Origin of the sequence: Amycolatopsis sp. lyj-90 (assembly GCF_046549035.1) — a bacterium.
Lineage (GTDB): Bacteria > Actinomycetota > Actinomycetes > Mycobacteriales > Pseudonocardiaceae > Amycolatopsis.
This window is the reverse complement of record NZ_JAJPWP010000003.1, coordinates 1-20,751: the sequence shown is the minus strand read 5'-3', so window position 1 is coordinate 20,751 and position 20,751 is coordinate 1. Positions and strand designations below refer to the sequence as shown.

General features: G+C 67.1%; 24 protein-coding genes. 19 read left to right on the top strand and 5 right to left on the bottom strand.

The genetic code is table 11. The features are described from left to right. Window positions 1-99 precede the first annotated feature (99 nt). Complete coding sequence (locus ACLJPX_RS11495; protein ID WP_101613557.1) at window positions 100-834, bottom strand: hypothetical protein; 735 nt, start codon at window positions 832-834, stop codon at window positions 100-102. Between the two features lie 297 nt (window positions 835-1,131). On the opposite strand from ACLJPX_RS11495, the gene ACLJPX_RS11490 reads away from it, so the two are divergent. The 11 genes from ACLJPX_RS11490 to ACLJPX_RS11440 all read left to right on the top strand — a co-directional run bounded on the left by ACLJPX_RS11490 (window position 1,132) and on the right by ACLJPX_RS11440 (window position 9,420). Continuing rightward, complete coding sequence (locus tag ACLJPX_RS11490) at window positions 1,132-1,623, top strand: CarD family transcriptional regulator (protein WP_005165253.1); 492 nt, start codon at window positions 1,132-1,134, stop codon at window positions 1,621-1,623. Between the two features lie 59 nt (window positions 1,624-1,682). Beyond that, window positions 1,683-2,333, top strand: a complete 651-nt coding sequence (locus ACLJPX_RS11485) for a 2-C-methyl-D-erythritol 4-phosphate cytidylyltransferase (RefSeq protein WP_410600066.1) — start codon at window positions 1,683-1,685, stop codon at window positions 2,331-2,333. A 171-nt stretch (window positions 2,334-2,504) separates the two neighbouring features. Further along, a complete protein-coding gene (gene ispF, locus ACLJPX_RS11480) occupies window positions 2,505-2,975 on the top strand; it encodes a 2-C-methyl-D-erythritol 2,4-cyclodiphosphate synthase (protein ID WP_101611015.1) in 471 nt (156 codons plus the stop codon). 28 nt (window positions 2,976-3,003) lie between these two features. Beyond that, window positions 3,004-3,399 carry a PPOX class F420-dependent oxidoreductase gene (locus tag ACLJPX_RS11475; protein ID WP_101611016.1) on the top strand — a complete coding sequence of 132 codons (396 nt, stop codon included), beginning with the start codon at window positions 3,004-3,006 and terminating at the stop codon, window positions 3,397-3,399. Between the two features lie 13 nt (window positions 3,400-3,412). Continuing rightward, window positions 3,413-3,808 (top strand): PPOX class F420-dependent oxidoreductase, encoded by a 396-nt coding sequence (locus ACLJPX_RS11470; protein WP_101611017.1) that lies wholly within the window; start codon window positions 3,413-3,415, stop codon window positions 3,806-3,808. A gap of 107 nt (window positions 3,809-3,915) precedes the next feature. Continuing rightward, a complete protein-coding gene (locus ACLJPX_RS11465; protein ID WP_410600065.1) occupies window positions 3,916-4,602 on the top strand; it encodes an HAD family hydrolase in 687 nt (228 codons plus the stop codon). Between the two features lie 46 nt (window positions 4,603-4,648). Continuing rightward, window positions 4,649-6,040 (top strand): cysteine--tRNA ligase, encoded by a 1,392-nt coding sequence (gene cysS / locus ACLJPX_RS11460; protein WP_410600064.1) that lies wholly within the window; start codon window positions 4,649-4,651, stop codon window positions 6,038-6,040. Window positions 6,041-6,076: 36 nt separating this feature from the next. After that, window positions 6,077-7,033 carry a 23S rRNA (guanosine(2251)-2'-O)-methyltransferase RlmB gene (gene rlmB / locus ACLJPX_RS11455; RefSeq protein ID WP_101611019.1) on the top strand — a complete coding sequence of 319 codons (957 nt, stop codon included), beginning with the start codon at window positions 6,077-6,079 and terminating at the stop codon, window positions 7,031-7,033. Window positions 7,034-7,134: 101 nt separating this feature from the next. Continuing rightward, window positions 7,135-8,568: an MBOAT family O-acyltransferase gene (locus tag ACLJPX_RS11450; RefSeq protein WP_410600063.1), complete on the top strand. Its 1,434-nt coding sequence runs from the start codon at window positions 7,135-7,137 to the stop codon at window positions 8,566-8,568. Window positions 8,569-8,581: 13 nt separating this feature from the next. Next, entirely contained in the window at window positions 8,582-8,932 is a 351-nt protein-coding gene (locus ACLJPX_RS11445) for a hypothetical protein (protein WP_410600062.1), read from the top strand. An 8-nt stretch (window positions 8,933-8,940) separates the two neighbouring features. Then, entirely contained in the window at window positions 8,941-9,420 is a 480-nt protein-coding gene (locus tag ACLJPX_RS11440) for an HIT family protein (protein WP_410600061.1), read from the top strand. Window positions 9,421-9,476: 56 nt separating this feature from the next. Here the strand turns inward: ACLJPX_RS11440 and ACLJPX_RS11435 are convergent, their stop codons facing one another. Together ACLJPX_RS11435 and ACLJPX_RS11430 are read right to left on the bottom strand one after the other, a co-directional pair. Further along, window positions 9,477-10,340, bottom strand: a complete 864-nt coding sequence (locus tag ACLJPX_RS11435) for an alpha/beta hydrolase (protein ID WP_410600060.1) — start codon at window positions 10,338-10,340, stop codon at window positions 9,477-9,479. A gap of 136 nt (window positions 10,341-10,476) precedes the next feature. Further along, a complete protein-coding gene (locus ACLJPX_RS11430) occupies window positions 10,477-11,187 on the bottom strand; it encodes an alpha/beta fold hydrolase (protein ID WP_410600059.1) in 711 nt (236 codons plus the stop codon). Between the two features lie 87 nt (window positions 11,188-11,274). On the opposite strand from ACLJPX_RS11430, the gene ACLJPX_RS11425 reads away from it, so the two are divergent. The 5 genes from ACLJPX_RS11425 to ACLJPX_RS11405 all read left to right on the top strand — a co-directional run bounded on the left by ACLJPX_RS11425 (window position 11,275) and on the right by ACLJPX_RS11405 (window position 15,062). Beyond that, window positions 11,275-11,835 (top strand): TetR/AcrR family transcriptional regulator, encoded by a 561-nt coding sequence (locus tag ACLJPX_RS11425; RefSeq protein WP_410600058.1) that lies wholly within the window; start codon window positions 11,275-11,277, stop codon window positions 11,833-11,835. Further along, on the top strand, window positions 11,832-12,437 hold the full coding sequence (locus ACLJPX_RS11420; RefSeq protein WP_410600057.1) for a transglutaminase-like domain-containing protein: 606 nt from the start codon (window positions 11,832-11,834) through the stop codon (window positions 12,435-12,437). The genes ACLJPX_RS11425 and ACLJPX_RS11420 overlap by 4 nt, the downstream gene beginning before the upstream one ends. Before the next feature lie 149 nt (window positions 12,438-12,586). Further along, window positions 12,587-13,633 (top strand): hypothetical protein, encoded by a 1,047-nt coding sequence (locus tag ACLJPX_RS11415; protein WP_174720473.1) that lies wholly within the window; start codon window positions 12,587-12,589, stop codon window positions 13,631-13,633. A gap of 40 nt (window positions 13,634-13,673) precedes the next feature. Then, entirely contained in the window at window positions 13,674-14,312 is a 639-nt protein-coding gene (locus ACLJPX_RS11410; RefSeq protein WP_101611027.1) for a hypothetical protein, read from the top strand. A gap of 66 nt (window positions 14,313-14,378) precedes the next feature. Next, entirely contained in the window at window positions 14,379-15,062 is a 684-nt protein-coding gene (locus ACLJPX_RS11405) for an HD domain-containing protein (protein ID WP_410600056.1), read from the top strand. Between the two features lie 9 nt (window positions 15,063-15,071). Here the strand turns inward: ACLJPX_RS11405 and ACLJPX_RS11400 are convergent, their stop codons facing one another. Both ACLJPX_RS11400 and ACLJPX_RS11395 read right to left on the bottom strand, forming a co-directional pair. After that, window positions 15,072-15,722 carry a class II aldolase/adducin family protein gene (locus tag ACLJPX_RS11400; RefSeq protein WP_101611029.1) on the bottom strand — a complete coding sequence of 217 codons (651 nt, stop codon included), beginning with the start codon at window positions 15,720-15,722 and terminating at the stop codon, window positions 15,072-15,074. A gap of 80 nt (window positions 15,723-15,802) precedes the next feature. Beyond that, window positions 15,803-16,744 carry a hypothetical protein gene (locus ACLJPX_RS11395; RefSeq protein WP_410600055.1) on the bottom strand — a complete coding sequence of 314 codons (942 nt, stop codon included), beginning with the start codon at window positions 16,742-16,744 and terminating at the stop codon, window positions 15,803-15,805. A gap of 124 nt (window positions 16,745-16,868) precedes the next feature. Between ACLJPX_RS11395 and ACLJPX_RS11390 the strand changes: the two genes are divergently transcribed. From ACLJPX_RS11390 to ACLJPX_RS11380, 3 genes are read left to right on the top strand one after another with little or no spacing between them, the layout of a single operon-like run. After that, entirely contained in the window at window positions 16,869-18,098 is a 1,230-nt protein-coding gene (locus ACLJPX_RS11390; protein WP_101611031.1) for a DUF445 domain-containing protein, read from the top strand. 48 nt (window positions 18,099-18,146) lie between these two features. Continuing rightward, window positions 18,147-19,373 (top strand): DUF445 domain-containing protein, encoded by a 1,227-nt coding sequence (locus ACLJPX_RS11385; protein WP_101611032.1) that lies wholly within the window; start codon window positions 18,147-18,149, stop codon window positions 19,371-19,373. Between the two features lie 52 nt (window positions 19,374-19,425). Then, a complete protein-coding gene (locus ACLJPX_RS11380) occupies window positions 19,426-20,649 on the top strand; it encodes a DUF445 domain-containing protein (RefSeq protein ID WP_410600054.1) in 1,224 nt (407 codons plus the stop codon). The last annotated feature ends 102 nt before the right edge of the window (window positions 20,650-20,751 follow it).

Below are 20,751 nucleotides of genomic sequence, written 5' to 3'. Positions count from 1 at the left end.
GGCCGGGGACTGAAGGGGACTTTCCCCGCATCAGATGCAGCGAAAGGGCCTTTCACCGCGTGTGATGCGGTGAAGGGCCCCTTCAGCTCTCTTTAAGACTTAGTGGCCGCCGCCCTTGGCTTCCTTCTCCGGCGCGGGCTCCCGGCTACCCGGGTGCGACGGCGCCGCGACCGGCAGGTCCAGCGTGACCGAACCGGAGTTCTTGAAGACGAAGGTGACCTTGATCGTCTGGCCCGCCCACAGCGGCTGCTTCAGGCCCTGCAGCACGACCGTGGCCTTGCCGACCTCGGTGGGCTGCTCCGGGCCCACGGACGGCGTGACCGTCCCGGCGACGCTCGACGACGGGGCGCCGGACTCGCTGCTCGACGGGGCACCCGAGGAGGACGGGGCACCTGAGGACGACGGGGCACCCGAAGACGACGGCGCCGAGGAGGGGGCGCTCGTCGGAGCGACCTCCTTGGTCGACTCGACCGCGTCCGACGGGCCGATCACGAGCGCGTGGCTCGCGACGACGGCCTTGGCGCCGGAGATCTTGGCGTCACCGGTGGTGGCTTCGGAGGAGACCGAGACGAGCTCGTCGTCCAGCTTGCCCTGGTTCACGATGGTCAGCGTCAGCGGCACGGCGGCACCCGCCGGGTACGCCTGCCCCTCGGCAGGGAACTGCAGCGCGGCGTTCCGCAGCACGAGGTCCTTGGCCTGCGCGTACGTCCCGTTGACCGCGGGCTGCTGCGAGTCGGTCTGGGTGATCTGACCAGCACCGCAGCCGGCGAGCACGAGCGCGGCGCCGAGCGCCAGCACACCTGCGCCGAACACGCGACGATTCTGCAGCCTCACGTCGGAGTCCTTCCATCTCACGGCCTCTTCACCGCGAAGACTAGCCGGGCGACTTCGCGGCCGGAGAACCCGGTGCGTGTTGACACGCCACCAATGCGGTGACGTGCCCAAGATCAACCGTCCACAAAGGATTTGGAAATCGTTCGCTTCTCACCTGCATGAGCATGGGCAAATTGGGTTTGTCAACCCCTGGGCGGACCATCGTCAGGCCGCTGACCTGCGACGACGATCGCAGGCCGCTAGGTGGGCCTCGTCGGCACGTGCTAAGATGAATTCAGCGAAAGGGGCAGAGGACACATGGTTTTCAAGGTCGGAGAGACCGTCGTCTACCCGCACCACGGTGCCGCACTCATCGAAGCCATCGAGACCCGCGTGATCAAGGGCGAGGAGAAGAAGTACCTCGTCCTCAAAGTCGCGCAAGGGGATCTTACGGTTCGCGTGCCCGCTGACAACGCCGAGATCGTCGGTGTTCGTGATGTCGTCGGGCAAGAAGGACTGGACAAGGTTTTCGACGTTCTGCGTGCTCCGCACACCGAAGAGCCCACTAACTGGTCTCGTCGGTACAAGGCCAACCTCGAGAAGCTCGCCTCCGGCGATGTGAACAAGGTGGCCGAAGTGGTGCGCGACCTCTGGCGACGAGAGAAGGACCGCGGACTTTCAGCCGGCGAGAAGCGCATGCTGGCGAAGGCGCGGCAAATTCTGGTCAGCGAGCTGGCGCTCGCGGAGGGCACCGACGAGGACAAGGCTGAAGTCCTCCTCGACGAAGTTCTGGAAACCGCGGCAGTCTGAATCGGCGGATGTCCCACGCCAGGTGAGGCTGCGGGGGATACCTCTACGATCGCGCACATATGAGCACCGTCCATATGAGCACAATCGTGTTCGTCACTGCCGTTCGACACCATGCCTCCGACGCGGAGCCCGCTCTCGCGCCGGTCAATGGTGAAGCTCTACTCACGCACACTGTGCGGGGGCTGCTCGCGCTGCCGGATCTCGATCTGGTGGTCGTGGCGGCCCCCGAGCGGTGTGCTCATTTGTTCTCGGCCGCTCTGACCGGCTTGGAAGAGCGTTGCCGGATAGTACCCGGATCATCGCTCAAACATGCTTTCGACACCGTCGAAAAAGAGATCGCCGGGAATCCCGTTTTCCTCGTGCATGACGCGTTGCGCGCATTCACTCCCGCGGACACGGTCCGTACCGTCGCGGACGCGGTCCGTGCGGGCTCCCCCTTCGTGGTTCCCGTACTGCCGATGGCGGACACCGTGAAGGTGACCGACGCGGCGAAGGTGATCACGGGCACCGAAGACCGCGCACACCTGCGTACGGCGCAAACCCCGCTCGGCTTCACTCGTGAGACTTTTCTCTCGTATGTCGACAAACCGTCTCTCGACGGCGCGCACACCGTCGCCGGGCATCCCGATGCGATGCGCGTCACCACTTCGTTCGAACTGAAACTGGCCGAGGCGATCGCTGTGGCCGGAGAAGAAGAGGAAACTCTCTGATTCACTCGCGCCGCGCCGCCGAAGTGGGCAGACAGGCGCGTGTGCGGCCGAGAGGCCCCGCTATCGCGGCGGCGGGGCGCCTTCCCCCGAGTCCGCGCGTAAGTCACTAACGTGCGCCCCGGCGACGCGATCGCGGTCGCGCGCGAACAGGCGAAGAGAAGAGGAAACCCTGTGAGGATCGGCAACGGCGTTGACGTCCACCCCGTCGAGGCAGGCCGCGAATGCTGGGTCGCCGGTCTCCTCTGGCCCGGCGTCGACGGCTGCGCGGGGCATTCCGACGGCGACGTCGCCGCGCACGCGTTGTGCGACGCGCTGCTGTCCGCGGCCGGACTGGGTGATCTCGGCGCGGTGTTCGGCACCGGTGATCCGAAGTGGGCGGGCAAGCACGGCGTCGAGTTCCTCGCCGAGGCCCGGCGCCTGGTCGAGGCGGGCGGCTGGACCGTCGGGAACGCGACCGTCCAGATCGTCGGCAACGCGCCGCGCGTCGGGAAGCGCCGCGAAGAGGCGCAGAAGGTGCTGAGCGAGGCCGTCGGCGGACCGGTGAGCGTCTCCGGGACGACGACCGACGGGCTCGGCCTGACCGGCCGCGGCGAAGGCATCGCGGCGTTCGCGACGGCGTTGCTCCTGCCCTCGCAGGAATAGCCCGCGCCAGGAGCCGGTTCGGGCAGTCATGGCAGTCACACTTCCCGAACCGGTCCGTGAACTGGTGGACGGCAAGAACTTCGCGACCGTGGCCACGCTGGACGCCGACGGCGGACCGCAGACCTCGGTCATCTGGGTGGGCCTCGACGACGGCGATCTGGTCTTCAGCGCCACCGAAGACAGGCTGAAGGTGCGGAACCTCCGACGCGACCCTCGCGCGAGCGTGTCGATCACCGACGCGGAGAACCCGTACCGGCACACGCAACTGCGGGGCACGGTCACGATCACGCCGGACCCCGGGAAGACGTTGCCGAAGACGCTCAGCCACAAGTACCTCGGCCAGGACCCGCCGCCGGAAGGCCCGGAGGTCGAACGGGTGATCGTCCGGCTGCGAGTCGACCGGATCGCCGGGAACGTTCGTTGATTAGGCTCTCACCATGGGTGTGACTTTCAACGATGAGACCAAGAAACTCCTCGACGGCAACAACTTCCCGGTCCTCGCGACCCTCAACGCCGACGGCTCCGCGCAGACGTCCGTGCTGTGGGCGAAGCGGGACGGCGACACGGTGATCTTCGCGACCGTCCGCGGCCGTCTCAAGGAGCGGAACATGGCCAGGGACCCGCGGGTGTCCGTGTCGGTGTTCGACCAGGAGAACCCGTACAACTACGTCGAGATCCGCGGCACCGTGGAGATGACCGACGAGGGCGGGCGCGAGCTGATCAACGAGCTCTCGCACAAGTACCTGGACAAGGACTACCCGGAAGAGCCGGCGGACGTCGTCCGCGTGCTGGTCCGGATCACGCCCACCAAGATCACCGGTAACGCCGCCTGACAAGCGCTATGAAAGGCCCGTTACTTGCAAAATTTGCAAGTAACGGGCCTTTCATGTCACACGCGGAGAGCGGCGAAGACCCCACGATCGTGGCTAGGGTGGGGTTCGTGACCTATCGCGCTGTGTTGTTCGACTTCTCCGGCACGGTCTTCCGGCTCGAGCAGGATGAGACCTGGCTCGCCGACCTCACCGATCACGAGGGCGAAAACCTCGACCTCGAGGCCCAGACCGAACTGATGCGCCGGATGACCGCGCCGGTCGGCCAGGTCGTCGACCTCGACGAGGAGCACCTGCACGCCTGGCACCACCGCGACCGCGACCCGGTGCTGCACCGGAAGGTGTACCTCGAGGTCCTCAAGCAGTCCGGGGTCCCGCACGCCGACCAGGCCGTCGCGCTCTACACCCGGCTGATCGATCCCACCCAGTGGACGCCGTACCCGGACACCGAGGCCGTGCTCAAGGGCGTCGCGGGCAAGGGCGTCAAGGTCGGGGTCCTGAGCAACATCGCCTTCGACATCCGTCCCGCCTTCGGCCGCCGCGGCTGGGACGCCTTCGTCGACGAGTTCATCCTGTCCTTCGAGGTCGGGGCCGTGAAGCCGGAGCCGGAGATCTTCCGGACGGCCGTCGAGCGGCTCGGGATCGACCCCGCGGAGACGCTGATGGTCGGCGACAGCCAGGAGGCCGACGGCGCCGCACGCGAGATCGGCTGCGCGTTCGCGCTGGTAGAGCCGCTGCCGACGACCGAGCGGCCGGACGCCCTACTTGGTGTCATGCGCACCCATAACGTGCTGTAATACGGTCACTGCGACGTCGCTCACGCGGACCCCGTACCCTTTTAGGGTGGCACTACACCTCTATGACACCGCGACCCGGAGCGTGCGGGAGTTCCATCCCGCCCGTAGCGGAACGGCGTCCATGTACGTGTGTGGTGCCACCGTGCAGGGCATCCCCCACATCGGCCACGTCCGCGGCGCGCTGAACTACGACGTCCTGCGTCGCTGGCTCGTCCACAGTGGACTCGATGTGCTGATGGTCCGCAACGTCACCGACATCGACGACAAGATCCTCACCAAGGCCGCCGCGGCGGATCGCCCCTGGTGGGAGTGGGCCGCCACGCACGAGCGCGCCTTCGAGACGGCGTACGAGTCGCTGGGCTGCCTGCCCGCTTCGATCTCCCCTCGGGCGACGGGGCACGTCACGCAGATGGTCGAGCTGATGCAGCGGCTGATCGACGGCGGGCACGCCTACGCCTCCGGCGGCGACGTGTACTTCTCGGTCAAGGCGTTCGACGGCTACGGCGACCTGTCCGGCCAGAAGCCCGACGAGGTCCAGCAGGGCGAGAGCCTCGGCGAGGGCAAGCGCGACCCGCGCGACTTCACCCTGTGGAAGGCCTCGAAGCCGGGCGAACCGTCGTGGCCGACGCCGTGGGGCGACGGCCGTCCCGGCTGGCACCTGGAGTGCTCCGCGATGGCGACGACGTACCTCGGCCCCGAGTTCGACATCCACGGCGGCGGCATCGACCTGGTGTTCCCGCACCACGAGAACGAACGCGCCCAGTCCAACGCGGCGGGCGACCCGTTCGCGCGGTTCTGGCTGCACAACGCCTGGGTGACCATGTCCGGCGAGAAGATGTCGAAGTCGCTGGGCAACACGGTGTCGATCCCGGAGATGATCAAGAACTACCGGGCGCCCGAACTGCGGTACTACCTGATCCAGCCGCATTACCGGTCGACGATCGAGTACTCCGACGGCGCGCTCACCGAAGCCGCCCAGGGCTACCGGAGGATCGAGCAGTTCCTGCGGCGGACCGCCGGCATCGCCGGTGACGTCCACCTCGGCGAGGTCCCCCGGGAGTTCGCCGCCGCGCTCGACGACGACCTGGCCACCCCGCAGGCGTTCGCAGTGCTGCACAACACGGTCCGCGACGGTAACGCCGCCCTCGACGAGGCCGACACTTCCAAGGCACTCGAATTCGCCGCCTCCGTGCGCGCGATGACCGACGTGCTCGGCCTCGACCCGCTCTCCGCGCGCTGGTCCGAGGCGGGCGGCAACGAAACGCCCACCCGGCAGGCACTGTCCGACCTCGTGGAAGGGCTGCTCACCGAACGGCAGCAGGCCCGCGCCGAGAAGGACTTCGCCCGTGCGGACGCCGCGCGTGACCGCCTCCAGCAGGCGGGCATCGTGGTGGAAGACACCCCGAACGGTCCACAGTGGACCGTCAAGGAAGTCTGACACTTACTCGCTTTTCTAGCTCAAGGATTCTCACTGATGGCAGGCAACTCCCGGCGCCAGGGCGCTATTCGCAAGCCCGGCACGAAGAAGGGTCAGGTCGTCGGCTCCGGCGGCCAGCGCCGGAAGGGCCTGGAAGGCAAGGGCCCGACCCCCAAGGCCGAGGACCGGCCCGGGCACAAGGCGTACCGCATGTCGAACGCGCGTGACCGCAAGGAACAGGCGCGTCAGAAGAAGGCCGACAAGCCGGAGCTGATCGCCGGCCGCAACCCGGTGGTCGAGGCGCTGCGCGCCGACGTGCCCGCCACCGCGCTGTACGTCGCGATCAACATCGAGATCGACGACCGCGTCAACGAGGCCGTCCGCCTGGCGGGCGACAAGGGCATCTCGATCCTGGAGGTCCCGCGCGAGGAGCTCGACCGCAAGACCAACCGGGCCATGCACCAGGGCCTCGGCCTGCAGGTCCCGCCGTTCGAGTACGCCGACCCGCGTGACCTGATGGCGGTCGCGAAGAACTCGGGGCAGACCCCGCTGTTCGTCGCGCTCGACGGCGTCACCGACCCGCGCAACCTCGGCGCGGTGATCCGGTCGGCCGCCGCGTTCGGCGCGCAGGGTGTCCTCCTGCCGGAGCGGCGCAGCGCGGGCATGACCGCGGTCGCGTGGCGGACCTCCGCCGGCACCGCCGCCAAGCTGCCGATCGCCGTCGCGACCAACCTCACCCGCCAGCTGAAGGCGTGGAAGGACGACGGCCTGATGGTCGTCGGCCTCGACGCGGACGGCTCGGTCGACATCGACGAACTGGACCTCGCGGCGGACCCGCTGGTCATCGTGCTCGGCTCGGAAGGCCGCGGCCTCTCCCGGCTGGTGCGCGAGACCTGCGACGCGACCGTGTCGATCCCGATGGCCGCCGGTGTCGAGTCGCTCAACGCGTCCGTCGCGGCCGGAGTGCTGCTGGCCGAGGTGGCGCGCCGCCGCCGTCTCACGGGACGTGTCTGACCCCGCACTTCGCCGACACGTAGTTCATCGACATCGGGCGGGGGCCTCAGGCTAAGGTCACCAGCGGATAACGCGTAACCGCCCTGGGGGACCCCGCACCGATGTCGTTCATTTCGCCGCTGTTCCTGTGGTACTTCATGCCGGCGGTACTGCTCGCCGTGCTGGTGTGCCCGCGCAGCTGGCGGAACGGCATCGTCGCCGCGGGCAGCCTGATCTTCTACGCCACCGGCGCCGGGCCGTACACGCTGGTGCTGATCGGCTGCATGGTCGTCAACTTCCTGGCCGGGCCCGCGCTGGAACCGAACGCGTGGGATCTGCAGAACAGGCGGCGCAAGCGGCTGCTGCTCGGGGTCATCGGCCTCAACGTCGGCATGCTGCTGATCTGGAAGTACGCGGGATTCGCGACCCAGCAGATCGCGGCCGTGACGCACTGGTTCGGCGGCGGTTTCCCGGTGGCCGACCTGGTCATCCCGATCGGCATCTCGTTCTACACGTTCCACCACATCTCGTACGTGGTGGACATCTACCGCGGTGAACGCCGCGCGCTGCGCAACCCGGTGTCGTTCGCCGCGTACATCGCGATGTTCCCGCAGCTGGTGGCCGGGCCGATCGTGCGCTACCGCGAGATCGCCGACCAGCTGCCGCAGCAGCGCTCGCACCGCCTCGACGACATCGCCGCCGGTTTCCCGCGGTTCGCGCTCGGGCTGTGCAAGAAGACGATCATCGCGGACTCGCTCAGTCCGATGGTGGACGCCTGCTTCAACACTCCCCCGGATCAGATGACCTTCGCGATCGCCTGGCTCGGCGCGATCGGCTACACCCTTCAGCTGTTCTTCGACTTCTCCGGGTACTCCGACATGGCGATCGGGCTCGGCCGCATGCTCGGCTTCCGGCTCCCGGAGAACTTCGCGAGGCCGTACTCGTCGGTGACCATCACCGAGTTCTGGCGGCGCTGGCACATGTCGCTGTCGCGCTGGTTCCGCGACTACGTCTACATCCCGCTGGGCGGCAACCGCACCGGCGCGGGCCACACGTACCGGAACCTGTGCATCGTCTTCGTGCTGACCGGGTTCTGGCACGGCGCGCAATGGACGTTCCTGATCTGGGGGATCTACCACGGCGCGCTGCTGATCGTGGAACGCGCTTTCGGCTACGACGTCACCCCGAAGACCCAGGCCGCCCGCATCGGCCGCCGCGCGCTGACGCTCGTGCTCGTGGTCTTCGGCTGGGTGTTCTTCCGCGCCAAGGACCTGCCGCACGCGCTCGGCATGATCGGGCACATGGTGCTGCCCGACTTCACCGGCCTCACCGACGTCGTGGAGAGCGCGGTGACCAACCAGCGGCTCATCATCCTGCTGTGCGCGCTGGCGATCGTGTTCCTGCCGGCGCATCCGGTGACCGGGCCGCTGCTGGAGTCTTCGCGGAGCCGCCCGGCGACGGCGCTGCGGATCGGCGTGATGACCGTGGGGCTGATCTACGCGGCGATCCTGATCGCGACCGGGACGTTCAGCCCGTTCCTCTACTACCAGTTCTGATGGAGCACCGAGAATGACCGATCTGGCCTCGCAGCCCGGTGTGATCCCCTACGTCGACAACCACGACGGTCAGCGTCGGCTGCTCGTCGTCGACATACCTCCCTTCAGCGCCAACGCGGTGCGCCACTACGCGCCGATCGCGAGCATCGACGGCAGGCAGTACGTCGTCTCGTGGGGCTCGGTCACGTTCGAAATCCCCGCGGACCGGAACGTGCACGTCAGCGTGCATCTGCAGACCAACTACGCGACCGGGGTGACCTCGACCCCGTTCGCGTCGATCGTGCTGGCCCCGCACCCGGCGCCGGTCCGGCTGGCCATGCAGTTCACGACCAACGCCGAAGGCTCGCTCATCCCGGTCGGCTAGCTTGACTCATGACCGGCGACTGGAAACGGGATCGGGTCGGCTCGGCACTGCGTGGCGAGAACCCGACGGTGCTGCGACGGCTGGACGCGGGAATCGCGGTGATCGGCGATACGCAGTTCCTGCCGGGCTACTGCGTCCTGCTGACGGATACCCCCGCCACCGGCAGGCTGACCGATCTGCCGAGGACACGGCGGCTGGAGTTCCTGTCCGACATGGAGGTGCTCGGCGAAGCCGTCGAGAACGTCTGTGCCCGACGGGACCCTGGCTTCCGTCGCGTCAACTTGGAGATCCTCGGGAACACGGACCCGTTCCTGCACGCGCACGTCTGGCCGCGCTACGACTGGGAACCGGAGGACCTCGTCGGGCGGCCGGTCTGGCTCTACCCGGCGGATCGCTGGCGGACCGCGGAACATGCGTTGGGCCCTCGACACGACTCACTGCGTGAGGCGCTGGCACAGGAGATCACCAGGCTTCGGGCCACGGCCTGACGTAGCCCCGGGCATCCCCGCCGCCGGTCGGTGGCGGGGATGCCCGGGGCACTGGCTCAGCCGAGACCGGTCAGCAGGTCGGCGAAGACCCGTGGCCGGCTGAAGTAGCCGACGTGCGACGAGGCCAGGGTGTGCACCTCGAACGGGTTGTGCGGAGTCAACTCGTCGGCCTTGCGGATCATGTAGTCCTGGACCGCCGGGGTGATGCTGAGATCCGAAGCGAGACGGACGTAGGTGTGCGGGACCCGCCCCCATCCGTCGGCCTGGACCAACGCCCCCGGTTCGAGCACCGCGTAGCTCTCGTCCGGGTCCAGGGAGTCCAGCAACAGCCGGAACTGGTGGTCGGTGGAGTCGGCCATGACGGCGGCCTTCAACTCGGCGAACAACGCCGGGTCGCCGTGGGCGCTACGCCAGTTCAGCCGGGCCACACCGGGTTCGTCCACGTCCGGCACGGTGATCCGCGCCGCCAGGGCGTCCAGCAGGTTGTCGTCGACCACGTCCCACGGCTCGGTGAGCATGGCCGGGTCGCCGAGGCAGAGCGCGGAGAGGTAGACGACACGGTCGAGCAGTTCCGGCGCGGCGTTGGCGACGGCGCTGATCGTCAGCCCTCCGAGACTGTTGCCGACCAGGACGACCGGTGCCCCGCCGTCGAGCCCTCGCAGGGTGTCCACGACGTGCTTCACGTTGTCCTGCAACGTGATTCCGCGCAGCGGGGAGGGAGCGGCCGCCAGCGCCGCGAGGTCCTGGGGTTGCCGGTAGTAGGCGGCCGGGCTGTCCGCACGGTCGCCGTGACCGGGTAGGTCGACGGCGTGCGAACGGTAGCCGAGCAGAGCCAGTTCGTTCTGCAACGGGCCCCAGGCCCGCGCGTTACTGGAGCCGCCGTGAACGAAGACGAAAATGGGGCGCGAAGATGCGCGCATGGTGAAGATCCTTGTCATCCCTTGGCGAACGGTGGACGTGGACCTTGGCGTCGGCTAGGGCCGGAACCAGGGTCAGCGCGTCGACCGGAGGCGCATGGCCTGCCAGGCGTGGATGACGGAACACATGGTGATCATCCTAGCGAGCGGCGCCGCCGGGCGCCCCTGATTTAACGGACGGCAGGCCGCGGGCCGCGTCGAGCACCAGCCGGGAGAACTCCTCGCCGCGCGCCATCGGCAGGTAGTGCCCCGCCTTCGGGACGATGATCAGCCTGCCGTCGGCGCAGGCGTCGAGGAAACGGCGCTCGTGGCGGCGGAAGTGGTCGCGGGAGCCGTTGATCAGCCAGGTCGGCCCCGGGTAGGTCGCGAGTTCCGCGAGCACGTCGAAGTCGGCGAAGGCCATGGCGACGTCGGAGATCACCTCGGTCGCGATGCCGCCGCCGATCACGGCCTCGGCGAGCTTCGGTGGCAGCGCACTCCGGAACTGCCGCCGGCTGAGTCCTTCTCCTCGATCCGGGAGCCGCATGAGCAGGCGGTGCGCGATGCGGAAGGGCGCCTCCAGCGTCCTGCCGGGCAGGTAGGTCGAATCCGCGACGACGAGGCCCGCGACCCGGTCCGGATGCCTCGCGGCCGCGGCGATGGCGACGTAGCCGCCCAGCGAGTGTCCGACGACCAGAGCGGGCTCCTCGATGCCGTCGACGACGGCGTCCACCGCGCCGGCCAGGGTGAACCGCTCACCTCGGCGGGTGCCATGACCTGGCAGATCGACCGCTCTCGCGGAAGGGTTCAGCTGCTCGGTCCACGCGGCGGAGCTGAGCCGGATGCCGTGGACGAAGACGACGGGGACCATGGTTTGCCTCCTGAATGCAACGCGCCGTTGCGTTGCAACGTACTGGCGATCGTCATGCAACGCAACGGTGCGTTGTATTGTGCTCCGGTGAGCATCCAAAGCGGCCCCCGCAAGGCCGACGCGATCTTCGCCGCCACCCTCGAACTCCTGGCCGAGCACGGTTACGAGAAGCTCGCCATCGAGGGCGTCGCCGCCCGGTCCGGCGTCAACAAGACGACGCTGTACCGGTGGTGGCCGTCGAAGGACGCGCTCTTGGCCGCGGCGCTGCGCGACTCGGGACTGTTCGCCGTCGACATCCCGGACACCGGGAGCCTTCGCGGCGATCTCCTCGCCGTGGCGACGCAAATCCACCGGTTGCTGACTTCGGAGCAGACCGCACCGGTCGTCACGGCGACGCTGACGGCGGGTCCGCGCCGCCCGGAACTGGGTGAAGTGTCGCGAAGTTTCTTCGCCGACCGCATGGCGCGCGAAGAGCCGATCTTCGAACGCGCCACCGCGAGGGGCGAATTGAGGTCCGGTGCCGATCCTGTCGTCGTGATGGATCTGCTCGCGGGGGCGATCTGGTTCCGGCTGTTGTTGCGCGGCGGCGAAGCCGGTCCGAAATTTCTCGAAGAAGCCGTCGACACGGTACTGAACGGAGCCGCGTGAAAATCGCCTTGAAGATCGAATCCGAGCGGCTCGAAGACTATCTCGTCGCGGACGCGGTCATCGATCACGAGCATCCGCTGATCCGCGAAACGGCTGACGCGCTGTCACCGACCGGCGGCACCGAAGCCGACGTGATTCGTTCGATGTTTCACTTCGTGCGCGACGACATCGCCCATACGGTGGACGCAGCCGATTCCCGCGTCACTCTTATGGCCTCCGAGGTTCTGCGTGAACGGGTCGGCCTCTGCTACGCGAAGGCCCACCTGCTGGCCGCTTTGCTTCGCAGCCAAGGCATCCCGGCCGGGTTCTGCTATCAGCGGATCGGCGTTCTGCACGGGCTCAACGCCGTGTATCTCGCCGGCCAGGGCCGGTGGATCCGGCTCGATCCGAGGGGCAACAAAAACGGTGCGGACGCCCACTTTCCTTTCTTACGAACAGATTCCCCGGAAGTGGAGCGGCTCGCGTGGAAGCTGGATCCCGCCAGGGGAGAGATCGACTTCCCCACGGTGTACACCACTCCGTCTTCGGCCGTTGTCGAAACACTGTCGTCCGCGAAGCCCGGACCCGCTTGGTACGAAGGCATCCTTCCCCACGCTCCGTGAGCGGTTTTTCCGCTTTTCGGCGAAACCTCGGCAGCGAATAAGGTATAGCCGTGCGTTACGTTCGCTGTTGGTATCTTTCCCCCGAATTTCTTATTTCGGCATGGTCACGAGGCGCGTAGAGTAACTCCCCGCACTCGAACAGATACGCAATGCGTTCGTCCGTTCGGGTGCGGATCAAGGAGGTGACCCCCGTGCCCGCGGAAGCCGACCGGCTCCGCCGTACCCCATTGCAAGAGATCTTCTGGACCAGGACGAGCCTGCTGCTCACGGTACTGGTCGTCATCGCGGGCCTCAGCCTGTGGATCTCCAGCATGATGGATCCCGGCGCCGGTAAAACGCTGCTCACTTCACTGGGCACCGGCACCCTGATCTCCGCGGTGGTCGGCTTCGGCCAGACCCTGATCACCGCCGCCGCGTCACAGCGCGCGATGGTGACCCCGGTGATCGAGGAAAGCCGACGCGCGTTGGAAGCGCTCAGCGCCGAATACCGTTCGCTCAACAAGGAATTCTTCCCCACCCACGTCTTCGAGGCGACGGCCGATCCGGATCCGTTGTTCAACCGGGTCATGACCGAAGACCTCGACGTGGCCCGGCACTACTTCTTCCGCGGGTTCTCCGGCAGGCACGCCGCGGCCCGATTGCTGTTGTCCCGCACCGAAAGGGAGCTGCGCGTGGTCATCGCCGACCCGCGCGACGAGGGCGCCATCAGCGGCAGGGCGCGGTATCTCCTGCGCAGCGAAGAAGCGGGCATGGACTACGAGACGATCCAGAAACGTCTCGACGACGAGATCAGCATCGGCCTGGTCGGGCTGTTCCTGGCCCGCAGCCGGTGCTCACTGGTGGACATCACCGTCGTCGCCGACCCGCCGCTGGACCGGCTCGAAGTCTTCGACGAGAGCGTTTGGGTGACCTTGTACAGCGACATCCGCGGCGCGACCACGCTGTATCCGCGCACGCTGCGGTTCAGCGAGGGTTCCTTTCTGTACAACAAGGAACGCTCCGAGTTCCTGCGTGTTTCCCAATCCCGTTCCGGACGCCACTTCCGTATCTCCACCACGACGACGAGGGCGGATTTCCTCGCCCTGTACGAAAAGATCACCGGTTCTCCCCTGTCCGAAGAGAACTTCCTCGAACTGGAAGGGAAATTCCACGCCTTCCGGAAGGAGTTCACCACACTCGCCGAGCTGAACCCCTGATTTCTCGGCGCCGAAGAGCACTAGAACTGAGGAGCTTGAGTTGCTCACTCGCTTGTCCCCCCTCACCCAGCTGGCCGCGCTGCTCCGCACGACGGATCTGCCGCTGGCACAGCATTGGCAAGTCGTCGACGAGATCTTCCGGGACTGGACGTCGAGACCGGACCTGCGCACCGATCTCCGGCGGCACCTGGACTCGCTGAGTCCGGACGAGGCGAGCGCGGTTCTCTGCCGATCCCGTGAGACGACCACCCATTTCGCCTGGTGCCTGCTCGACTCCCCGACGGATCCGTTTTCGATCTGGCTCCACGAGTACAAGGCACCGGAGGACTGGCGTGAGGGCTACGCCGATTCCGTGCACAATCACAGATATCACTTCTGCACCACGCTCCTCCGTGGCAACTATGTCCACGAGCGGTACTCGACCCTGCGCGACCAGCTTTCCGGATTGATCACATCGGTTCGGTTACGACGTAGCACACTGTGTCAGGCGGGGGCGGTAGGCGTCATGTACGCGGACGAGTTCCATCGGATTCCCGAAGCCACCGAAGGGACTATGACGTTTTTGGTGAAGTCACGCCCGGTAAGCGATTCCAGTCTCTCCTATGACCCGAAGACCGGAATCGGGCATCGTCACGTTCCGGTGGAGGTCCGATTGGGGGACCTGGCCGGCCGCATCTAACTACACACCGCCGTCGAAGGCGCATACCATTACTCCACCCGTCTGTAAACGGGATCGGAGAGGTGTATGCGCGCGCGAAAGAACACGATTTCTTCCCAGACCATCGACGCCGTCGAACATCGCGTCCGGCAACTGTGCTGGCGCTATGCGGACAAACTGCAGTTCCACGGCTGGCATCACGTGAGTTTCGTCCGGGCCAAGGCCGCGGGATTCGCCGAGCACAACGGTGCGGATCGCACCGTCGTCGAGGTGGCGGCGCTGGTGCACGACGTGAACTACATCGTGCTCCGGAACTCCCCCGCGGCCGCCGGGCGAGATCTCCGCATGGGCATCCTGCGGGAGTGCGGTGTCGAGGACACCGTGGCCCGGTGGATCGACGAGATCATCGACGAGGCCGAGATGGCCACCAGAGGGCGGCACATCTCGCTCGAGGCCCAAGCGCTGAGCGACGCCGACACGCTGTTCAAGGCACTGCCGGTGACGCCCGTCGTGCTCGCCCACCGTTATCTGCGGGAGAACGGGTTGAGCCTCCGCGAACTGGCGGACAAGATCGTCGGCGAGCAACGCGACGTCCACGACAGCGGCTATTACTTCTACAACCCCAAGGCCGCGGAGAGCTACTCCCGATGGGCGTTGGCGAATCTCCAGTTGTGGCAGTGCATCAAGGAAGCCGTCGACGATCCGACGGTCGTCGAACTCCTCGACGCGGTGCACGCCGTGGACTACGAGGCCGAGCCCGCGGCTTCCTAGGACACGGGCCTAGCGTTGCCCGTAGCCGCGGAGTTTCTCCACGACGTGGTCGATCTCGGCGGGCGGGAGCAGATTCGGTGTTCCCGCCGCCCGCGCCGTCAGCCAGACCTGGCAGACCCATTCGAGCTGCTGCGCCCGGCTGTACGCGGAGCCGAGACTGTCGCCGAAGGTCGTGGTGCCGTGATTGGCCAGGATGCACCCCCGGCGGCCTTCCAGAGCCTCCAACATGGCTTTGGCGAGTTCCTCGGTGCCGTACGTCGCGTAGGACGCGACGCGGGCCGTCGGGCCGATCGCGGCGAGCATGTAGTGGATCGGCGGCACCTCGGTGACGAGGGTGGAGACGGCCGTGGCGTGCACGGAATGCGTGTGCACCACGGCTGAGATCGCCTTGCCGTCCGGATCCGCCGCCTCCCGGTACACCGTGAGATGCATCGGGAGTTCGCTGGTGGGTTCGAGGGAGCCGTCGACGATTTCGCCGTCGAGGCCCACCACCGGGATGTCTTCCGGCCGCAGCCCGGCGTAGTCGACCCCGGTCGGGGTCACCGCGACCAGCTCGCCCTGCCTCGCGGAGACGTTGCCGGACGTACCGACCACGAGCCCGTCGGTGGTCATCCGGCGGGCGAATTCGCAGACCGCCGCGCGTTCCTCGGCCAGGATCATCGTCACAACCTCCACAGACCGGCCTCGGACCGCAGGGCTGGACGACGACGAACTGCTCGCCGTCGTCCAGCGTCGAGAGATCAGGAAGGGCGTGGGCCGTTGGTCTTCGTGGGAGTCGGCTTCGGCGCCGCTTCTTTGGGTGTTTCGGCCTTGGGTGCCGCCGCGGCGGTGTCGGGAGCGGGAGCCAGCAGCTTGATGGCTTCCTGGACGGCGACGTCCGTGGCGGAAAGCCGTTCGGCGACCTTGGACCGGAGTTCCAGCGCGAGCTTCCGGGCCTGCTGAGCCTCGGACTGCTGGGTCTTCGCGTCGGTGAGGGCCTCCGCGACCTGCTCCTGCTTCGCGGCGATGTCCTCCGCCGAGATCCGCTCGGCTTCGGAGCGCTTGCCCGCCGACACCCGGTCGGCTTCCGCGATCTTGTCCGCGGACGCCTTCTCCGCCTCGGCGCGACGAGCCGCCGAAGCCTCCTCGGCCTTCTTGTCCGCGGCGGCGCGAGTCCGGACGCTCTCCATGTCCAGTTCCTTGCGCTTCTGCGCCGCCTCGGAGTTCAGCCGCTCGATCTCGGCCTTGGCGTCCGCCAGCAGCTTCTCTCGCTCGGCCTGCGCGTCCTTCGCCGCCTTGTCGCTCGCGCGCTGCGTCTCGTGGGCGTACCGGTCCGCTTCGGCGCGGGTCGACTTGGCGTCGGCCTCCGCGGCGGCCTTGAGGTCGGCGATCTCCTCCTCGGCGAGCTGCATCATCATGCGGACGCGTTCGGCCATCGCGCCGGCGCCGGACGGGCTCGCGCTCATCCGCACGAGGGCGGCCTTGGTCTCGTCCAGTTCCTTCTGGGCGTGCCCGAGCGCCTTGGTGAGTTCACCGGCGGTCGCCACGGCCTCGTCGCGGTTGCGCGAGGTCTTCTTGAGTTCGGTCGACAGTTCGGCGAGCCGCTCGTCGACCTGACGCTTGTCGTATCCGCGGACGGCGCCCGCGAACTGGGGCGATTTCGCTGAGGGCGCCTGAGGCGCCGTCTTCTCAGGAGCGACCATGGCGGACACCTTAATGAGCCTGGGCCCGTCGGGTAGTACCGCCAAACGGCTGCACTCGGTCCGCGACGGGCCGATCACATGGCATCCTCCATTGTTGACAGGTCGTAAGCAGGGGGAGGCCCGGTTGAACGTTTCGGCGATCCTCGACGACATCAGGGAGCACTGGCACGTCTACGCCACGATGCCCTTCATCGCCGCGCTCATCGGCTACATCACGAAACGCGTCGCCATCGAGATGATGTTCCGGCCGCTGGAGTTCGTCGGGATCAAGCCGTTCCTCGGCTGGCAGGGGGTCATCCCGGCCAACACGCGCCGGATGGCGACCACCGCCGTCGACCTGCTGACCAAGAACCTCGTCGATCCGCAGGAGATCTTCTCCCGGCTCGATCCCGACGAGGTGGTCAAGGAGCTGGAGGAGCCGCTCCTCAAGGCCGTCGAGGACGTGACCCGCGAGGTGATGGAGCAGTACCAGCCCAGGTTGTGGGAACTACTGCCGACGCGGGCGCAGCGGATGCTGGTCGACCAGGTCCGGGCTCAGGCGCCGAAGGTCGTCGCACGGCTGATGCGCGAGGTGTCGACGAACATCGACGAGGTCCTCGACGTCAACGAGATGCTGATCAACGCGATGGTCCGGGACAAATCGCTGACCTGCCGCCTGATCAAGGAGGTCGCGACCCCGGAACTCCGCTTCATCGCCCGGTCCGGGATCTACTTCGGCTTCGTCATCGGCCTGATCCAGTTCGTCGCGTGGGCGCTGACCAAACAGCCGTTGATCATGCCGATCTTCGGGTTCGTCACCGGGTTCGTCACGGACTGGCTGGCCCTGAAGATGATCTTCTACCCGCGCGAGCCGCGCCGGTTCCTGTTCTTCAGCTGGCAGGGCATGTTCCAGAAACGCCGCCAGGCGGTCGCCCGCGACTACGGCGCGCTGATCGCGGACGAGGTCCTCACCGTGCGGAACGTGATGGAGGCCGTGCTCACCGGGCCGAAGTCGGACAAGCTGTTCTCGATGATCACGCGCGAGGTGCAGCGGACCATCGACGCGCAGGCGAGCATCGCGAAACCGTTGGTGGCGCTGACCGTCGGCGGCGTGCAGTACCAGGAGATGAAGAAGGCCGCGGCGGAGAAGGCGATCGCGTACCTCCCCGAAACGGTGAAACACGTGGAGAGTTACGCCACTGACGCGCTCGACGTCCGCAACACGATCGTCGTGAAGATGCAGCAGCTGACCCCGCTCGAGTTCGAAGGGATCCTGCGACCCGCCTTCCAGCAGGACGAATGGAAGCTGATCGCGGTCGGCGCGGTGATCGGCGGGCTCGTGGGTGAACTTCAGGTCCTGCTACTACTCCACTGAGGACAGGCAGCTAGGTTCCCCTCAAGCGCGACGCGGGAGGGGCTTCGAGTGGACGCCGTCATCGCCGACCTCGGCGAGCACTGGCCGGTGTACGTCACCATGCCGTTCATCGCGGCGCTGATCGGGTACGTCACCAAACGCGTCGCCATCGAGATGATGTTCAAACCGGTGGAATTCGTCGGCGTCAAGCCGTTCCTCGGCTGGCAGGGCGTGCTGCCCGCGAACGCCGAGCGGATGGCCTCCACCGCCACCGAGATGCTGACGAACAACCTCGTGGACCCGAAGGAGATCTTCGCCAGGCTCGATCCGGCGCAGGTGGCGAAGGAGATCGAACAGCCGCTTCTGCGGATCGTCGAGGACGTCACGCGCGAGGTGATGGAGCAGTACCAGCCCAGACTCTGGGAAGTGCTGCCGAACACCGCCCAGCAGATGCTGCTGAAACGTGTGCAGGCCGAGGCGCCGCGCGCGATCGAAAAGATCATGCGGGAGATCGCGGAGAACATCGAGGACGTCCTCGACCTCAAGCACATGGTCGTGACGAACCTGGTGCGCGACAAGGCCTTGCTCAACCGGCTGATCCGCGACATCTCGCGGCCGGAGATGCGGTTCATCGCGCGGTCGGGGATCGTGTTCGGCTTCTCCCTCGGCTGCGTGCAGCTGCTCGTGTGGGCGCTGACGAAGTCGCCGATCGTGCTGCCGCTGTTCGGTGTCGGCATCGGCTGGTTCACCGACTGGATCGCCCTGAAGATGATCTTCCTGCCGCGTGAGCCGAAGCGGTTCTTCGGCTTCTACACCTGGCAAGGCGTGTTCCAGAAACGCAAGGACCAGGTGGCCGCGGACTACGGCGACATGATCGCGCGCGAGATCATCACCATCCCGAACCTGCTCGAAGCCGTGCTGAGCGGGCCGAAGTCGGACAAGCTGTTCACGATGATCACCCGCGAGGTGCAGCGGACCATCGACACGCAGGCGAGCGTCGTGAAGCCGTTCGTCGCGATGGCCGTCGGGAGCAGGAAGTTCCAGGAGATGAAGCAGACCGCGGCGGCGAAGGCCGCGGCACGGATCCCGGAGACGATCCGGCACGCCGAGGGGTACGCGGTCAACGCGCTCGACGTCCGGAACACCATTGTGGACAGAATGCGGCAACTGAACCCGCTCGAATTCGAGCAGCTGCTACGCCCGGCGTTCCGGCAGGACGAGTGGAAGCTGATCGCGGTCGGCGCGGTGATCGGCGGCCTTGTCGGTGAACTTCAGGTGCTTCTGCTGCTTCACTGACCCGCCACCCGATACGGTTTCCCATCCCCGGTGTACGAGCTAGGAGGTCGGAGTGAACGCCGTCCTCGACGACCTCGCCCGGCACTGGTGGCTGTACGCCGCGATCCCGTTCGTCGCCGCGCTGATCGGCTACGTCACCAAACGCGTCGCCATCGAGATGATGTTCAAACCGCTGGAGTTCGTCGGGATCAAGCCGTTCCTCGGCTGGCAGGGCGTGGTGCCCAAACACGGCGGGCGGATGGCCGCCGTCGCGACGGAGCTGCTGACGTCGAACCTGTTGGACGTCAAGGAGGTCTTCCGGCGGATCGATCCGGCGATCATCACACGCGAAATCGAGCAACCGCTGCTGCGGGCCGTGGACGAGGTCGCCCGCGAAGTGCTCGAGAAGCACCATCCGAGGCTTTGGGAGGTCATGCCGACGATGGCGCAGGAGCTGCTGATCAAGCAGGTCCAGGCCTCGACACCGCGGCTGGTGCGCGAGTTCATGACGGAGATGACCGAGAACCTCGACGAGGTGCTCGACTTCCAGCACATGACCGTGCAGCGGCTCACCAGGGACAAGAAGCTGCTCGTCCGGCTGATCCGCGAGACGTCACGGCCGGAGATGGCGTTCATCGCGCGCACGGGGATCTACTTCGGTTTTGGCCTCGGTGTCGTGCAGGCGTTCGTGTGGGCGCTGACGAAGGAGCCTTGGGTGCTGCCGATCTTCGGCGGCTGCATCGGGTTGTTCACCGACTGGCTGGCGATCAAGCTGATCTTCGTGCCGCGCGAGCCGGTGCGGGTGGGCCGGGTGATCCTGCAGGGCAAGTTCCAGCGGCGGCGGGCCGAGGTCGCGCGTCAGTACGGCGAGATGATCGCGAACGAGATCCTGACCGTGCCGAACCTGCTCGACGCCGTCCTGCGCGGGCCGCGGTCGGACCGGCTGTACGCGCTGGTCGAGCGGCTCGTGGCACAGGCCGTCGACGAACAGGCGAGTGTCGCGAAACCGATGGTCGCGATGGCCGTCGGCGGGCAACGGCTGCGCGAGATCAAGCAGGCGGCCGCGCGGCAGGCGCTGGAGCGGCTGCCGCCGACGATCCGCCACGCCGAGGGCTACCTGACCGAGGCGATGGACGTCGCGAAGATCGTCGAGCGGCGGATGCTCGGGCTGACGCCGCTGGAGTTCGAAGGGCTGCTGCGGCCGGCGTTCCGGCAGGACGAGTGGAAGCTCATCGCGGTGGGCGGGCTCATCGGCTTCCTGGTCGGGGAGCTCCAAGTCCTGCTCATGCTCCACTGACGCCGGGGCGCGTTTAGCCCGCTAAACGCGACCCGGCCCGCCGGGGCGCGGGAAGACCACAAGGTCTACCCGCTGGAGCTCTTCTTCGATCTGGTCTTCGTC

Excerpts from the sequence above, each read along its gene's own strand:
- ACLJPX_RS11440 (WP_410600061.1), top strand. The coding sequence starts at position 8,941 with ATGACCGGCGACTGGAAACGGGATCGGGTCGGCTCGGCACTGCGTGGC.
- ACLJPX_RS11395 (WP_410600055.1), bottom strand. The coding sequence starts at position 16,744 with ATGGTCGCTCCTGAGAAGACGGCGCCTCAGGCGCCCTCAGCGAAATCG.
- ACLJPX_RS11445 (WP_410600062.1), top strand. The coding sequence starts at position 8,582 with ATGACCGATCTGGCCTCGCAGCCCGGTGTGATCCCCTACGTCGACAAC.
- ACLJPX_RS11400 (WP_101611029.1), bottom strand. The coding sequence starts at position 15,722 with ATGATCCTGGCCGAGGAACGCGCGGCGGTCTGCGAATTCGCCCGCCGG.
- ACLJPX_RS11435 (WP_410600060.1), bottom strand. The coding sequence starts at position 10,340 with ATGCGCGCATCTTCGCGCCCCATTTTCGTCTTCGTTCACGGCGGCTCC.
- ACLJPX_RS11475 (WP_101611016.1), top strand. The coding sequence starts at position 3,004 with ATGGCAGTCACACTTCCCGAACCGGTCCGTGAACTGGTGGACGGCAAG.
- ACLJPX_RS11430 (WP_410600059.1), bottom strand. The coding sequence starts at position 11,187 with ATGGTCCCCGTCGTCTTCGTCCACGGCATCCGGCTCAGCTCCGCCGCG.
- ACLJPX_RS11405 (WP_410600056.1), top strand. The coding sequence starts at position 14,379 with ATGCGCGCGCGAAAGAACACGATTTCTTCCCAGACCATCGACGCCGTC.
- ACLJPX_RS11450 (WP_410600063.1), top strand. The coding sequence starts at position 7,135 with ATGTCGTTCATTTCGCCGCTGTTCCTGTGGTACTTCATGCCGGCGGTA.
- ACLJPX_RS11490 (WP_005165253.1), top strand. The coding sequence starts at position 1,132 with ATGGTTTTCAAGGTCGGAGAGACCGTCGTCTACCCGCACCACGGTGCC.
- ACLJPX_RS11470 (WP_101611017.1), top strand. The coding sequence starts at position 3,413 with ATGGGTGTGACTTTCAACGATGAGACCAAGAAACTCCTCGACGGCAAC.
- rlmB (WP_101611019.1), top strand. The coding sequence starts at position 6,077 with ATGGCAGGCAACTCCCGGCGCCAGGGCGCTATTCGCAAGCCCGGCACG.
- ACLJPX_RS11485 (WP_410600066.1), top strand. The coding sequence starts at position 1,683 with ATGAGCACCGTCCATATGAGCACAATCGTGTTCGTCACTGCCGTTCGA.
- ACLJPX_RS11415 (WP_174720473.1), top strand. The coding sequence starts at position 12,587 with ATGCGTTCGTCCGTTCGGGTGCGGATCAAGGAGGTGACCCCCGTGCCC.